This is a genomic window from Streptomyces sp. NPDC060049 (genome assembly GCF_042736715.1).
In the GTDB taxonomy this organism is placed as follows: Bacteria; Actinomycetota; Actinomycetes; order Streptomycetales; family Streptomycetaceae; genus Streptomyces.
Genome location: NZ_JBHWVV010000007.1, coordinates 321,462 through 336,279 on the forward strand (window position 1 = coordinate 321,462; position 14,818 = coordinate 336,279).

At 71.3% G+C, this 14,818-nt stretch carries 9 protein-coding genes; 4 read left to right on the forward strand and 5 right to left on the reverse strand.

Annotation, left to right across the window (positions count from 1 at the left end; genetic code table 11):
- Position 1: 1 nt before the first annotated feature.
- The gene (gene mmsB, locus ACFWBY_RS16000; RefSeq protein WP_385342539.1) at positions 2-1,252 is read left to right on the forward strand and encodes a multiple monosaccharide ABC transporter permease; all 1,251 of its coding nucleotides are present in this window, start codon (positions 2-4) and stop codon (positions 1,250-1,252) included.
- 114 nt (positions 1,253-1,366) lie between these two features.
- Complete coding sequence (locus ACFWBY_RS16005) at positions 1,367-3,484, forward strand: SpoIIE family protein phosphatase (protein ID WP_385342537.1); 2,118 nt, start codon at positions 1,367-1,369, stop codon at positions 3,482-3,484.
- A gap of 213 nt (positions 3,485-3,697) precedes the next feature.
- Here the strand turns inward: ACFWBY_RS16005 and ACFWBY_RS16010 are convergent, their stop codons facing one another.
- The 3 genes from ACFWBY_RS16010 to ACFWBY_RS16020 all read right to left on the reverse strand — a co-directional run bounded on the left by ACFWBY_RS16010 (position 3,698) and on the right by ACFWBY_RS16020 (position 7,776).
- The gene (locus tag ACFWBY_RS16010; RefSeq protein ID WP_385342536.1) at positions 3,698-4,729 is read right to left on the reverse strand and encodes a LacI family DNA-binding transcriptional regulator; all 1,032 of its coding nucleotides are present in this window, start codon (positions 4,727-4,729) and stop codon (positions 3,698-3,700) included.
- Between the two features lie 244 nt (positions 4,730-4,973).
- Positions 4,974-5,594 carry a pyridoxamine 5'-phosphate oxidase family protein gene (locus ACFWBY_RS16015; protein ID WP_385342565.1) on the reverse strand — a complete coding sequence of 207 codons (621 nt, stop codon included), beginning with the start codon at positions 5,592-5,594 and terminating at the stop codon, positions 4,974-4,976.
- A 121-nt stretch (positions 5,595-5,715) separates the two neighbouring features.
- On the reverse strand, positions 5,716-7,776 hold the full coding sequence (locus tag ACFWBY_RS16020) for a SpoIIE family protein phosphatase (protein WP_385342534.1): 2,061 nt from the start codon (positions 7,774-7,776) through the stop codon (positions 5,716-5,718).
- A gap of 451 nt (positions 7,777-8,227) precedes the next feature.
- Between ACFWBY_RS16020 and ACFWBY_RS16025 the strand changes: the two genes are divergently transcribed.
- Together ACFWBY_RS16025 and rfaE2 are read left to right on the forward strand one after the other, a co-directional pair.
- A complete protein-coding gene (locus tag ACFWBY_RS16025) occupies positions 8,228-9,580 on the forward strand; it encodes a phenylacetate--CoA ligase family protein (protein ID WP_385342532.1) in 1,353 nt (450 codons plus the stop codon).
- Positions 9,581-9,703: 123 nt separating this feature from the next.
- On the forward strand, positions 9,704-11,725 hold the full coding sequence (rfaE2, locus tag ACFWBY_RS16030) for a D-glycero-beta-D-manno-heptose 1-phosphate adenylyltransferase (RefSeq protein WP_385342530.1): 2,022 nt from the start codon (positions 9,704-9,706) through the stop codon (positions 11,723-11,725).
- 127 nt (positions 11,726-11,852) lie between these two features.
- Here the strand turns inward: rfaE2 and ACFWBY_RS16035 are convergent, their stop codons facing one another.
- Positions 11,853-13,166: an NtaA/DmoA family FMN-dependent monooxygenase gene (locus ACFWBY_RS16035; RefSeq protein WP_385342528.1), complete on the reverse strand. Its 1,314-nt coding sequence runs from the start codon at positions 13,164-13,166 to the stop codon at positions 11,853-11,855.
- A 15-nt stretch (positions 13,167-13,181) separates the two neighbouring features.
- Entirely contained in the window at positions 13,182-14,228 is a 1,047-nt protein-coding gene (locus tag ACFWBY_RS16040; RefSeq protein ID WP_385342526.1) for an LLM class flavin-dependent oxidoreductase, read from the reverse strand.
- Positions 14,229-14,818: the final 590 nt, after the last annotated feature.

Below are 14,818 nucleotides of genomic sequence, written 5' to 3' on the forward strand. Positions count from 1 at the left end.
CATGACCCAGATCCAGAGCCCCGCCACCGATGCCGCGGGTACCGCCCCTGGCGGGAGCAAGGGCACCGGTGCGCCGGAAGGTCCGCGCGTCCTCCTCGGACACCTCCTGCGCGGCAACATCCGGCAGTACGGCATGCTGGTCGCCCTGGCGCTGATCATCGTGCTGTTCCAGATCTGGACCGACGGGACACTGCTCAAACCGCTCAACGTCACCAACCTGATCCAGCAGAACGGTTACATCCTCATCCTGGCCATCGGGATGATGATCGTCATCATCGCCGGCCACATCGATCTGTCCGTGGGATCCCTGGCGGCCTTCGTCGGAGCCGCGGCCGCGGTGATGATGGTGCACCACGACGTCCCCTGGCCGGTGGCGGCCGCCGCCGCGCTCCTCATCGGGGCCGCGGCCGGAGCGTGGCAGGGTTTCTGGATCGCCTACGTCGGCATTCCGTCGTTCATCGTGACCCTCGCGGGGATGCTGCTCTTCCGGGGCGGGACGCAGATCCTGCTCCAGGGCCAGTCGGTGGCCCCCTTCCCCCAGGGCTTCCGTCAGATCAGCAGCGGCTTCCTGCCGGAGGCCGGCCCCCACACGAACTACCACAACCTCACCCTGCTGCTCGGCTTCGGCGTGCTCGCGCTGGCCGTCATACAGGAGGTGCGGGGCCGCCGCCAGGCCGCCTCCTACGGACTGCGGCTGCTCCCGAAGGGCTTCTTCCTCGTCAAGCTGGCGGCGATCACCACCGCGGTGACGGTCTTCACCCTGCTGCTCGCGAGCTACCACGGCTTCCCGATCGTGCTGCTCATCCTCGGCGTGCTCCTGGTCGCCTTCGGCTACGTGATGCGCAACTCCGTCCTGGGCCGCCACACGTACGCCATCGGCGGCAACGAGCCCGCCGCCAGGCTGTCCGGCGTCAAGAGCAAGCGGATCGTCTTCCTCGCCTTCGTCAACATGGGCGTCCTGGCGGCGCTGGCCGGGCTGGTCTTCGCGGCCCGCCTCAACGCGGGGACGCCGCAGGCGGGCATCAACTTCGAGCTGGAGGCGATCGCGGCGGCCTTCATCGGCGGCGCCTCGGCGTCCGGCGGAGTCGGCACCGTACTCGGCGCGATCATCGGCGGTCTCGTGCTGGGCGTATTGAACAACGGCATGTCGCTGGTCGGCATAGGAACCGACTACCAGCAGGTCATCAAGGGGCTCGTGCTGCTGGCGGCGGTCGGTTTCGACGTGTGGAACAAGCGCAGGGCCGGCTCCTGACGGAGCCTGCGACGACGGACGCGAGCGCACCGTCCCGGCCGCCGCGCACACGCTGTCCGCGAGGTGTTCAATGAGATCAGGAGCGCCGTCGATCCCTGCCGGAGTGAGAGACCAGTGAGCGACAACGGCCCGGGAGAACCCGTCGCAGCAGCGGACTTCCCCACGGCTGTTCTGGTACTCGACGCCGCCGGCAGGGTCCTGACCGGCACACGTCAGGCAGCGGCTCTCCTGGGCGCTCCCGAGGTCGGCGGCTCCCGGGCCGACCGCCTCGGCGCGGACGTCCTCTTCGAGGACGTCGACCTGTGGGCCCGGCTCATGGCCGGATCTGTCGGAGGTGCCCGGCGTAGCGCCCGCGCACGACTGCGCCGGGCGGACGGCGGGAAACTGGACGCCGACGTCGACATCATCACCCTGCTGGAAGGCTCGTCGGCGCGGTTCCTGCTGCGCCTGCGGCCCGCGGATCCGGCCGACTCCGTACCGGTCGCCGTCGCCAAAGACGTCCGCCGGTCGCCCCCCGAGCCCCCCGCGGACCAGCGCTCCGCAGAACGGCAGGCGCTGCTCGACGCGGCCGTCGCGGAGATCGGCAGCTCCCTCGACATGGTGCGCGACGCCGAGCAGCTGGTGGACGTTCTCATCCCTGCCTTCGCCGACCTCGCGGCCGTCGACCTGACCCAGCCCGTGCTGCTCGGCGAGGAGCCCGGTGAGCTGGTCACCGGAGCGCCGTTGCGGCGCGTCGCCGTACGGGCCGCCGACGGGCGGTGGCCGCCCGAGAGCCACCGCGTAGGCGACACCGTCCGTCTCGAAATCGTCGAGAGTGCCCACCTGCGCGCGGGCTCGGCGGTCTTCCTCGCCGACCTGACCGATCTGCGCGCGGTGCTCACCGGAGAGGAGGAGCGCGTACGGCTGATCCTTCCGCCCGGGGCCGCCTCCCTCATGATGGTCCCGTTGAGAGCACGCGGCGCGGTGCTCGGCGGCCTGCTCCTGTGGCGTACCGCAGAGCGCCGCCCTTTCGACCAGGAGGACGCGGTCCTCGCCGAGGAGATCGGCTCCCGGGCTTCGCTCAGCATGGACAACGCCCGCCGGTACACCCGCGAGCGCCGTACCGCGGAAGCCCTGCAGCGCAGTCTCCTGCCCAGGCCGGTCATGGACGTCACCGGCGCCGAGACCTCGGGGGTCCACGTGCCCGCAGCGGCGACCGCGGCCGTCGGCAGTAGCTGGTTCGATGTCATCCAACTCCCCTCGACACGGCTTGCGTTCGTCATGGGCACGGTCGAAGGACGCGGCCTCGACGCCACGGCCGCGATGGGGCGACTGCGATCGGCGGTGCAGACCCTGGCCGATCTCGACCTCGGTCCGGACGAACTGCTGGCCCACCTCGACGACCTCGTCGTGCGCTTCATCGAGGACGACGACCGCCAGGAACCGGCTACGGGTACGCCCAGCGCGCTGACCGGCGCCACGTGCCTCTACGCCACGTACGATCCGGTGTCCCGCCTGTGCGTGCTGGCGGGCGCCGGCCACGCTCCGCCCGTGCTGGCCGCCAAGGGGGGCGCCGGGAGCGGCACGGTGACGTACCGCCCGGGTCCTGTGCTGGGCACCGGCGGGCAGCCGTTCGACGGGGTGGAACTGCGCCTGGGAGCCGGTGACGTGCTCGTCTTCTGCGGCGGCGCGCTCGCCAAGGACACCGACCGCTCCGAGCGGCAGCGGGAGGCGATCGGGGCGCAGGCCCGGGAGGGCGCCGACCGCGGGCTGCCGGTCACCGAGATCGGGCGCGGCATCCTGGCCGCGCAGGCCGGCGAGCCGCCGCACGACGACCTCGCCCTGCTCGTCGTGCGGGTCAGGGAGGTGCCCTCGGACGCCACCGCCGCGTGGGAGCTGGCCGCCGACCCCTCCCTCGTCGGACGGGCCCGTACGCTCGTCGCGGACCAGCTGACCGCGTGGGGACTGGAGGACCTGGTCTTCACCACGGAGCTGATCGTCAGCGAGCTGGTCACCAACTCCATCCGGTACGCGGGCGGCCCGGTCGGCCTACGGCTGATCAAGGACCGCGTGCTGATCTGCGAGGTCTCCGACCCGAGCCAGACGCAGCCGCACCTGCGCCGGGCGCAGCTCACCGACGAGGGCGGGCGCGGCCTGTTCCTCGTCGCGCAGCTCACCCACCGCTGGGGCAGCCGGTACACGGCGGCCGGCAAGACGATCTGGACGGAACAGCCCCTGGACGGCGGCGGTTGAGGTTGATCGCCCGCCGTCCGGACGGGTGGGTGGGCGCGGCATCGCCGCGGCTGTTCCAGGCGGAAGGCGGCGGCGTCCTCGGCCTCGGTCGAGGTCGGTCCCGGTCGACCGGGGAGCGGGACTCAATGTCCTTCCCAAAGCGGTGAGTTCGTACTCGACACGGGGCGGCGCTTCGGCATAGGTGAGGCGTTCCGGGCCTTGCGTCGGGAGTTCTCAGCGCGGCGCGCGGCCCGAGCTGCGACGCAGCACGATCTCCGTGGGCACCAGGATGTGTCTGCCAGGGGACTGCGGCGCGCCGGCGCGCCCGCCGCCGGCCGCACCGCTCGCCGGGCCGCTCCGGGTCACCTCGTCGACCAGCAGCTCCAGCGCACGTCTGCCCAGTTCGGCGAAGTCCTGGCGGACCGTCGTCAGCGGGGGCGCGAAGTACCCGGCTTCGGAGATGTCGTCGAAACCGGCCACGCTGATGTCCCCCGGGATGGCCCGGCCCGCTTCGTGCAGCGCGCGCAGCAGCCCCAGCGCCAGGTGATCGTTCGCACAGAAGACCGCGGTGACGGCGGCGTCCGCAGCCAGTCGGAGGCCCGCGTCGTAGCCGGCGCGGGCACTCCAGTCCCCGGGGTGGGCCTCGGGCACCGGGGCCCCGGCCGCCTCGAGAGCCTTGCGCCACCCGGCCTGCCGGGTCGCGGTCTCCAGCCAGCCCGGCGGGCCCGCGATGTGGTGGACCGTGGCGTGCCCGAGGTCCAGCAGGTGCCGCGTGACGGCGCGGGCGCCCGCCTCGTTGTCGACCGAGACCGTGGGTACGGGCGAACCGCTGCCGGCCCCCACCGCGACGACGGGCACCGCCGTGGACAGCTGGGCGACCGCGCTCACCGCCGGAGTCTGCGGCGCGATCACCACGATGCCCTCGACACCCTGGTCCCGGAGCCGGTCCACGGCCTCCTGCACCGAGCGCGTGTCCAGTGACCGGAGGCTCGCCACGCTGACGAAGTAGCCCGCGCTGCGCGCAGCCTGCTCAATGCCGTCCAGCATGGAGGCCGGTCCGTACAGGGCCCTGCCGAAACTGATCACGCCCAGGGTCTGGGACCGGCGGGTCACCAGGGCCCGGGCCGCCACGTTGGGTCGGTAGTCCAACTCTCGAATGGCTGCGAGCACCCGCTCCCGCGTGCCGGGGCGGACGTGGGGCGCGCCGTTGAGCACCCTCGACACCGTCTGGTGCGACACTCCGGCGACGCGCGCGACATCGGCCATCACGGGCTGGCGTGGCTCGGATTGTTCTGTACTTCCCGTTCCCACTGAGAGCCCTCTCGTCGACGAAGCCGCGGCGGCTGACCCGGGCTCTGCTGCGCGTACCGGTATCAATGGCGGCGCCTGCACGACGGCGCCGAGGGTGAGTCTAATTGTTCGCGATCACAGAGCTCCGCCCTGGAGGTGAGACCGGCTGGGCGGCGTACTCCAGGGCTGCGCAGGCGTCGGGGATCCGCGGATCCCGCGGTCAGATGTACATGTTCTTCTCGTCGTACGACGGCCCGTAGTAGCGCTCCAGCTGTTCCAGGGACTCGTGCGTGCGCTCCAGGCTCTTGGAGATCCTCGCTCTGGAGGGGGCGGCCTCGGGGTTCCAGGTCTCCGGCTTCCACAGGGCGGAGCGTACGAAGGCCCGGGAGCAGTGGAAGTAGACCTGTTCGACCTCCACGAGGAGGGCGAGCGTGGGGCGGTGCCCCTTGACGGTCAGGTCGTCGAAGAAGGGAGCTTCGCGGAGCAGCCGGGCCCGGCCATTGACGCGGAGGGAGTCGCCGCGGCCCGGGATCAGGAAGAGCAGACCCACGTGGGGGTTGGTGAGGATGTTGCGATAGCCGTCCGCACGGCGGTTGCCGGGGCGGTCCGGGATCACGAGGGTGGTGTCGTCGAGGACCTTGGTGAAGCCGGGCGGGTCGCCCTTGGGCGAGACGTCGCAGGTGCCGTCGGCGGCGGAGGTGGAGATCAGGCAGAGCGGGGACCGCGCGAGCCACTGCTCGTGGTGGTCGTGGAGGGTCTGTCGTTCCTTGCCGAGGGCCACGGGGGTGGGTTCACCGAGCAGCTCGCGCAGCTCCCCCTCGGTGGTGATCTCCTCGAACATCTCAGTGTTCACTGCCCGCCCCCCTCTGTGCGTGCGCGGCCGGACCGCCGCCCTGCCGCGACTATGCCACGGCCGATCACGACGGCCGCCCGGGGGCGTCGCGAGCGAACACGGAGTAGCACTAGGGGGCGCGGCGGACGCGGGCGAGGACGAGAACCGTGTCGTCGGTCGGCGGGGCGGGCAGCAGATCCGCGAGGATGCGGTCCGCCGTCGCTTCCAACGGCCCCGGGGCCCGGCCGAGTTCGGCGCGCAGTGCTTCCAGACCGGCCTCGATGTCGCGGCCGCGTGCCTCGATGAGGCCGTCGGTGTAAAGAGCGAGGGTCGCGTTCTCGGGCAGTTCGATCTCGGTCGTCCGGAAGGGGCAGCCGCCTACGCCGAGAGGGACTCCCAGGACATCGTCGACGGTCTGCACTGTGCCGTCCGGCCGGAGCACCAGGGGCGGCGGGTGGCCGGCGCTGGCGATGCGGGCGCGTCCGCTCTTGGGGTCGTAGACGATGTACAGGCACGTCGCCAGCTCGATTTCGGCCTCCTGGGCGCAGGCGTCGAGCTCGGTGAGCAGGTCGGCAGGCTCACTGTCGTGCCTGGCCAGAGCCTTGGCGGTGATGCGGAGGCGCCCCATGGCGGCGGCAGCCGACACCCCGTGCCCCATCACGTCGCCCACCACGAGGGCGACTCGGCCGCCGGACAGGCTGATCACGTCGTACCAGTCGCCGCCGACCTCGGTGATCCGGCTGCCGGGCACGTACCGGTGGGCCACCTCCACGTACGGGCTGGTCGCCAACGCGCTGGGTAGCAAAGCCCGCTGCAGTGTGAGGGCGATGTCCTGGACACGGCTGTACAGACGGGCGTTGTCCAGACAGATCGCAGCGCGTGAGGCGAGCTCACCAGCCAGGCTGACGTCGTCCGGGGTGAAGGCCGGCCGGTCCGCCGACCGGCCGAACATGGCGATTCCCTGGACGGTGCCCCTGGCGATGAGCGGGGCGACGAGGACGCAGGCCAGCCCGCTCTCGGCCAGGAGCCGTGCGCGTGACTCGAGGGAGACGGTCCTGGCCAGGAACTCCTCGTCCACCACGGCGGAGATGGCGCGACCGGTTCGCAGCATGTCGTGGATGACGGAGCCGGGCGGATACCGCACCGTCTCCACCCCGCTCACGAGTTCGTCGGCCGGAGGGGGCAGGATCGTCCCGAAGGCGATCCTGCGGGTGATCAGCGGCAACGCCGGGTCGAAAACCTCTGCCTCGTCCATCCACTCCACGACTTCGACCACGGCTCCGTCGCAGAAGTCCGGCATCGACGCGTCGACGAGCTCCTGGGCCGTGAGGTTCACGTCCAGAGTGGTCCCGATGCGGGTGGAGGCGCCGTCCAGCAGCGCCAGCCTCCGCCGGCTGGCGCTGGCTTCCAGGATGGCCTGTTCCCGGTCCGTCACGTCCACCATCAGCCCGCCCACCCCGGGGCGCGAGCCGACCGCCTGGCTCAGGGGGAAGAAACTCACCGATCGCACCTGGTCACGGTCCGGATGCCCGCGCGGGCGCATGCCCACCAGCGTCCCCACGACCGGCGCCCCGCCCAGGGCGACGTCGCGGAGCATGCGCTGGTACTCACCGCCGTCGGACATGATCATGATTTCGTCCATGTGCCGCCCGATGTGGGACTCGATCGGAAGTCCGTCCATGTCGGCGAGCGCCTGGTTGAGGTGGACGTAGCGCAGGTCCGGGTCGAGCATGACCAGGCCGATGGGGCAGGTCTCGAAGAGGGCGTCGAGGAACGCGAGGTTGGTCTTGACCCGATCGAGCTCGTCGCTGCGGCTCGCCAGGACCATCACCGAAGGCCCTCCGGCTCCGGTCAGGGAGAAGACCCGGAAGCCGCAGTCGAAGGCCGTGCCATTACGATGCCGCGCGGTCAGGCGGCCCCTCCAGTACCCCTTGGTCCGGCCTCGCTCCGTCAGCCGGGCGCACGCGTCGGAGGGGTCCTGGGGCCCGTCGGCGAAGAGAACGGCGCCGGGCCGTGACAGGACGGCTGTGGAGTCGTATCCGAAGAGGTCCCCCGCGCCGGGCCCCCAGTAACAGACGCGGTCGGCGTCGTCGATACCGAAGGCGGCCACGGGCACGTGCTCCAGCAGCGTCCCCGGCTCGGACCAGAACGGGCCGTGAGTCTCCTCGCCCCCCGGCAGAGCCGATGGCACGAGATGTCCCCTTCCACCCGCCGTTCCCTCCATCCATTATGCGGAGACCTCGGGCGTTGCGCGGCGGGAGGCGCTCCGAGGCGGGGACGGAACCGTCGGCGTCGAGCGGCTGGGCCCCGTTCACGGTCGCAGGGCACCGGACGCGTGCCCTCTACACACACCTCGCCACGTGGAGCTCGGCGAGGCTTCGCCCGTACGCGCGAGGGGCGGCGTGACATGAATCAACGACACGGTCCTCCCCTTGGTCTGCACGCTCCGGAGCAAGTGCCGGAAGGGACTTGTAGGCGCTTCCCGGGCGGCCCTAGGTTCGGATCGTCTCACCGAGAGCCGAATTCGCGGAATGTCCCCTCGGGTATCCACCGGGAACTCGCCCCGGCACTTCACGAGTGAAACCCAACAGGCCGCGACCAGCCCCACCCGAGGGCTGTGCGACGAATCCATTTGGAGAACTGTGTCGAATTCGCCGAGTGACCTCGCATACGACTTCCAGCACATGCGTGAGCGGATGGCACGCAAGAGGTCATCCTCCTGGTACCGGGAAAAGCGCCAGGAGATCGAGGGGCTGGCCCGGTACGACCAGGACAGGGGGGCCGAGCGACTCGGCAGGCTGCTGGCCACCGCCCGGGAGCGGGTGCCGCGGTACCGTGCGCTGCGCGGCCGGGAGCGGGCGGGGCTGAGCGACTTCCCGCTGACCCGCAAGAGCGATCTCCGCGATCATTTCGTCGACTCCATCAGCCGTGATGCGACCGGCCTGATGGAGCCCGGCCGCTTCTTCCTCACCCAGACCAGCGGCAGCACCGGCCAGCCGGTCGCCCTGCTCTCCACCGCGGAGACCGGCGGTCTGTCGAACGACGTGATCCGGGAGCGCTTCAGTGCCTACCTCGGCCTTCCGGACAGCGGTACGGTCCTCAACGTAGGACTGCTCTTCGGGGGCACGCCGCTGCTCGAGCCGGTGATGCTGCCGCGCCCCTACGTCAAGTGCAACCTCGGCGGCTTCGACCCCGATTCGCCCGGGATCGTCGCGGACTACGAGGCAGTAGTGGGCCGATTCCCGGTCGACCTGGTCACGGGTTCGTCGAGCCGGGTGATCGCACTGGCCCGCTACTGCGCCGAACGCGGCATCCGGCTCCGGCCGCAGGGTGTCGTCGCCACCTACGAGCACATGCCCTTCAGCGGTCGCCGCCTGGTCGAGGAGACGTTCGACTGTCAGGTGACGATGCTCTACGCCACTTCGGAGACCGGCTACGCGGCCTGGGAGTGCCGCAAGGGACGGATGCACTTCCAGGACGACTTCGTCCTGCCGGAGATCACCCCGGCGGGCGACGACGAGGTGGGCGACATCGTCCTCACCCAGCTGCTGTCCACCCCCATGCCGGTCATCCGCTACGTAACCGGCGATCAGGCGCCCCGGCCCACCACATGTGACTGCGGACTTCCCGGGACCGTGACCGATGGTCTGCTCGGAAGGTCCGGGAGCAGCCTGGTCGGGGTCGACGGGGCGGCCTACTCGCCGTACGCGCTGCTGGCCGCCCTCTGTGCCGCCGGGCTGCCGGACTTCCAGGTGGTGCAGCACGAACCCGGTCTGCTCGACCTCGTCACGGCGGGTGCCCCCGGTTCCGCGGGCGCCACGGTGCGGTCCGTGAACTCGCGGCTCGGCGAGCACTTCGGACCACGACAGGGTTTCCGCCTCCGCCACCGGCCGGAGGGGAGGTTCGTGCTCACCGCGGGTGGCAAGCGCAACCCCGTGGTTCAGCGGCTGGAGGTCGCGGAGGCTCCGGAACGCACCAGGTACATCCACTCCTGAATTCCCTTCGTCCCGTCACGACCGAACGTGCCGACCCAGGACGGAACCGACACCAGCCGCCACACCGTCCTTGAGCCGGCCCGGCCCCGACCGGTCGCCGTCCTGACCATCAGGAGATCCCTCGTGACAGGCCCGAGCAGTACCCCGCAGCACCCGAGGCCGCTGGCCAGCGGCGCCGACCACATCGAGCACCTCCAACGGGCGCTCGCCTCGCTGGAGGTCGAGCGGCTGCAGGCCTGGGGCCGTGAGTTGGCCACGCGGCTCCAGAGCGGCGGGCGCCTGTTGGCCGCCGGCAACGGCGGGTCGGCGGCCGAGGCTCAGCACCTCACCTCGGAGTTGGTCGGGCGACTGCGCGACGACCGTGAGCCGCTGTCGGCGATCGCCCTGCACGCCGAGACCTCTGCGGTCACGGCCATCGCCAACGACTACGGGTACGACGAAGTCTTCGCTCGCCAGGTCCGGGCCCACGGTCGCCCCGGTGACGTCCTGCTGCTGTTGTCGACGTCCGGCCGCAGCGGGAACCTCCTGCGAGCGGCCGAGGCGGCCCACCGGAAGGGCATGACGGTCTGGGCGCTCACCGGCGCGGCGCCGAACCCGCTCACCGAGGTCGCCGACGAGGCGGTCCGCGTGGACGGTCCCACCGCGACCGTCCAGGAATGCCACCTGGTGGCCGTGCACATCCTCTGTGCCGGCGTCGACATCGCTCTGGGCGTCTGCCCGCCGGTGACCCCCGAGGCGGCCACGCCCACGGCACCGGGCGGGCTCGTCGTGGTCGGTGACGCGCTCCTGGACCGGGACCTGCTGGGCACGGTGGACAGGGTCTCCCCAGAGGCGCCGGTTGTCGTCGTCGACCGCGTCGAAGTCCGGTCGCGGCCCGGCGGCGCCGGCCTCGCGGCCGTGCTCGCCGCTCGCAGCGCCGGGCCGGTCACCCTGGTGACGGCGTTGTCCGACGACCGGGAGGGCCGGGACCTCGGCGGGCTGCTGCGAGACGCCGGTATCCGGGTGATCGACCTCGGGCTCGCCGGGCCGACACCGGTGAAGAGCCGAGTTCGCGCCGACGGCCGGACGGTGCTGATGTTCAGCCAAGCCCCCGACGCCGTGCCCGGGCTGCACCGCGCCCTCACCGACGACGAACACGCGCTGGTGGTCGGCGCGAGCGCCGTCCTGGTCTCGGACTACGGGCGCGGGATCACCGAAGACGCCTCCGTCCGGGCGGCCCTCGCCGCCGCCGCCGAAGCGACGCCGCTGGTCTGGGATCCGCACCCGCGCGGGGCCCGGCCGGTCCCCGGTGCCCGGCTGGTCACCCCGAACCGCATCGAGGCGAGCGGCTTCGCGCCCGGGAGCGCGGGCACGGACCTGGGGTCGGACATCGAGCGCGGGCGGCAGCTCATCGGCATCTGGAAGGCCGTCGGCGTCGCCGTCACGAGGGGGGCCGACGGCGCCCTCCTGCTGGACGCGGCGAAGTCCTCCCCTCTCGCCGTTCCCGGGCGACGCATCGTAGCGGCGGACACGTGCGGTGCCGGTGACTGCTTCGCCGCGTCGGCCACCGCACTGCTCGCGGGCGGCGCGCTGCTCTCGGAAGCGGTCACCGGCGCCGTCCGGGCCGCCGAGGAGTTCGTGGCGGCCGGTGGCGCGACCGCCTGGAGGGCGGGTACGGCGGCAGAGGTGCGGGGCACCGATCCCGCCGACCCGCTGGAGGCGGTCGCCCGAGTGCGGGCGGCCGGCGGCACCGTGGTGGCGACCGGCGGCTGCTTCGATCTGCTGCACGCAGGTCACATCGCACTGCTCGAGAGCGCCCGCCTACTGGGCGACTGCCTCGTGGTGTGCCTCAACGACGACGACTCCATCCGTCGGCTGAAGGGACCACAGCGCCCGGTCGTCCCGGTCGGGGACCGTGCGGCGGTCCTGGGTTCGCTGGCCTCCGTGGACGGGGTGGTGGTCTTCACGGAGTCCACGCCGCAAGAGGCGCTGCGCCGGATCAGGCCCGACATCTACGTCAAGGGCGGCGACTACAGGGTGGACGACCTGCCCGAGGCCGCCCTGGTCCACGGCTGGGGTGGCCGGACGGTGATCCTCCCCTATGTCGACGGGCGGTCGACCACCCGGATGGTCGACAAGATACTGCTGGGCATCGGCGACAAGTGACGTGACGTCGGAGCCGCCCGGCCCGAATTACGGTTCTGCTGCCCCGGCCCGGATCACGGTTCTGCTGCCCCGGTCCGGATCACGGTTCTGCTACGCCGCTCCGAACCGGGCCGGCTCCGGCGGCCGTTCAGCAGGCCGCCCCCTGCAACTGTTCGGCGGGCGCCGGTAGCCCGAGATGGCCGCGCAGGGTGTGGTCCGTGTACTCGGTGCGGAAGACGCCGCGGTCCTGGAGTTCGGGCACCACTCGGTCGACGAACTCGTCCAGTCCACCGGGGGCGAATCGAGGCACCACCACGAAACCGTCGGCGCCGTCCGACTGCACGTAGTCGTTCATCTGCTGCGCCACGCGAGCGGGTGTGCCGATGAACGGTTTGCCCTCCGTCAGTTTCATCACGAGCCCCCGTATGCCGAGGTTCTGCTCGGCGGCGAAGGCCCGCCACTTCCGCACCCGGCGCAACCGCACCGCGGCGTCGGCCAGCCCCGGCCAGTCGGGAGGTGCCGCCTCGGGGTCGGGGTCGACATCGGGCAGCGGTCCGTCGGGGTCGTAGGCCGAAAGGTCGCGTCCCCAGACGCGTTCCAGGTACCAGATCGCGAGCTGCGGGCTCACTGCCCGCCGTTGCATGAGCTCGGCGTTCTCCCTGGCATCCTCCTCGGTGTCACCGAGGACGAACGACACGCCGGGCATGATCTTCACGTGCTCCGGGGCACGACCGTAGCGGGCCAGTCTGCGCTTGACGTCCGAGTAGAATGCCCGGCCTGCCGACCCCAGGCGGCGGCTGTAGATCATCTCCGCTGTCGCGGCCGCGAACTCGCGGCCCTGCTCCGAGTCCCCCGCCTGGATGGTCAGCGGGTACACCTGGGGGCTGGTCGGTACGGTGAACCGTCCTTCGAGGCGGAAGTGTGCCCCTTCATGGTGGAACCGGGCGGCTCCGTCCGGACCCCAACTGCCCCACAAGCGCTTGGCCACGTCGACGAACTCCGCTGCGCGGAGGTAGCGGTCGGCGTGCGGGAGGTAGCCGCCGCGGCGGAAGTTCTCGCCCGTCCAGGCGTCAGAAGTGGTCACGACGTTCCAGCCGCACCTGCCGCCGGAAAGGTGGTCCAAAGTGGCCAGCCTGCGGGCCGCGTCGAAGGGCTCGTTGAAGGTGGCGTTCACGGTGGCGGCCAGCCCTATCCGCTGCGTCACGGATGCCAGTGCCGACAGCACGGTGATCTGGTCCAGCTGGCCGGCGACACCGACGTCGGAGATCTCGGCGCGGTGCTCCACCACTCGCGGGAAGTCGGCGAGGAGGAGGGCGTCGAACTTGCCCCGCTCCGCGGTGCGGGCCAGGTGGGAGTGGGAGGCGAAGTCGACCTGACTCCCGGCGCGCGGGTCGCGCCAGACGGTCAGGTGGTTGACGGGAAAGAGAGCGGCGAGGTGCATCTGCTTGACGGTCTTGCTCATCGAGGGGGCCACCTTTCAGGCCGAGAACACGTTCAGGGCCTTTTCGGGCAGGCCGAGCCGCCCGCGCAGCGAGGTTCCCCGAGGAGGACGGAGCAAGGACCGTCGGCGCAGGATCGGGACGACCTCCGCGACGAACCGGGACAGCGTGGCGGGCAGGAAAGCGGGCCGGAGGTGGAATCCGTCGACGTCTCCGGAGCCCCACAATGCACCCAGTACATCGGCGAGTTCGGCCGTTGATCCGGCGAACCTGGAGCGGCGCGAAGCGCCGTGGCCGGCCCGCTCGTCCCAGCTGGACACGCCGTGGTCACCGTCGAACAGTATCTCCAGCTCGCCGACGACCCTGGTGTGCGCTCCCACCCGTGCGCGTGCCTCCCGTGCGTCGCGGACATCGACGAACACCATGTCGGCGCCGTGGGCGGCGACCCTGTCGCGCCGCGGATCGAAGTCGACGGCGAGGGGGAGGTGCCCCTGCGGCGGTCTCGGTACGTTCGAGGGGCCCTTGATGCGGAAGTGCCGTCCGACATGGTCGATGTGGTGGACCTTGGACCGGTCGAGGAAGCGCCCGCCCGCCACCTCTCTGACCTCCGCACCGTCCTCCCAGCTGTCCCAGAGCTTGATCACCACATCGGTGAACTCGGCTTCCTCGGCACGCAGGTCCTGTAGACCGGCAGGCGGCTCGGGCCCGAAGTGCGCGGCTTCGGCCTCCGTGGTGACCACGCGGCGGCGCCAGCCGGCGCGGCCCCGGCTGATGTGGTCGAGCGTGGCCAGTGCCCTGGACGCGTGCACGGGCTCGCAGTGCGTGGTCGTCACCGTGGGCACCAGGCCGATGGTGGTGGTCAGCGGAGCGACCGCGGCCAGCACGGACACCGCGTCCAAAAGCCCACCGGCGGCGGGACCGTCCCGGAGCGCCATGGAGTCGTCCAGCGTCACGAAGTCGAAGCCTCCCCGTTCGGCTTCCTGTACCAGTCGCGGATAGTGCCCGGGGTTCAGCAGCTCGACGGGCGAATACCACGGGGACTCCGGGTGGCAGCCGGCCGCGTCGATGGCCACACCGAGAAACATCTGGGCGCTCCTTTCGAAGAATTGGTTGCGGGCGATGAGCAGTCACGTCGATCGGACTGTCGCCGGGCCCGCAGCCTAAGCGGGGAGGGACCGACGGCCGGGCTTTCCGGGAGAACGGCAGCGCTTCCGTCCGAATCGGCCGGGGTGGTTGCACGGATCGATGAAGCGGTGGAGTCGCGGCCGTGCATGCTACGGAGCAACCGTCCGAAAGGCCTTGTCGGTCACTTCAGGGCGCCTCTAAGTTCGACTCATCTCACCGGAGCGAAGCGATGTTCGGGGAATTCCGAAGAGCATTTCCCGAATGCTTCCGACGGAACATCAGACCGCCAGTCCCACCAGGAGGAACGACATGAGCGACACCCAGAAGAACACGCCGGAGACCGCGTCGGAGGAGTCCGGCCTCGAGATCAACGACGAGGAGCTGGAGGCCCTTTCGGGAGGGCTGGAGGTGATCTGACGTCACACTCCTGGTCGTGGGGGGGGGGGGGGGGGGCGCGGCCCCCCCCCCCCCCAGTGTTAGGGGGGGAGGGTGGGGGGCGGGGGCCGGGACGGCGCGGCCGGGGGGCCCCCGCCCCCGGCCCCGCGGGCGG

Bases quoted from the DNA above. Each gene is read 5' to 3' on its own strand.
- ACFWBY_RS16015 (WP_385342565.1), bottom strand. From the start codon at position 5,594: ATGTTCGAGGAGATCACCACCGAGGGGGAGCTGCGCGAGCTGCTCGGT.
- ACFWBY_RS16040 (WP_385342526.1), bottom strand. From the start codon at position 14,228: ATGTTTCTCGGTGTGGCCATCGACGCGGCCGGCTGCCACCCGGAGTCC.
- mmsB (WP_385342539.1), top strand. From the start codon at position 2: ATGACCCAGATCCAGAGCCCCGCCACCGATGCCGCGGGTACCGCCCCT.
- ACFWBY_RS16035 (WP_385342528.1), bottom strand. From the start codon at position 13,166: ATGAGCAAGACCGTCAAGCAGATGCACCTCGCCGCTCTCTTTCCCGTC.
- ACFWBY_RS16010 (WP_385342536.1), bottom strand. From the start codon at position 4,729: ATGGCCGATGTCGCGCGCGTCGCCGGAGTGTCGCACCAGACGGTGTCG.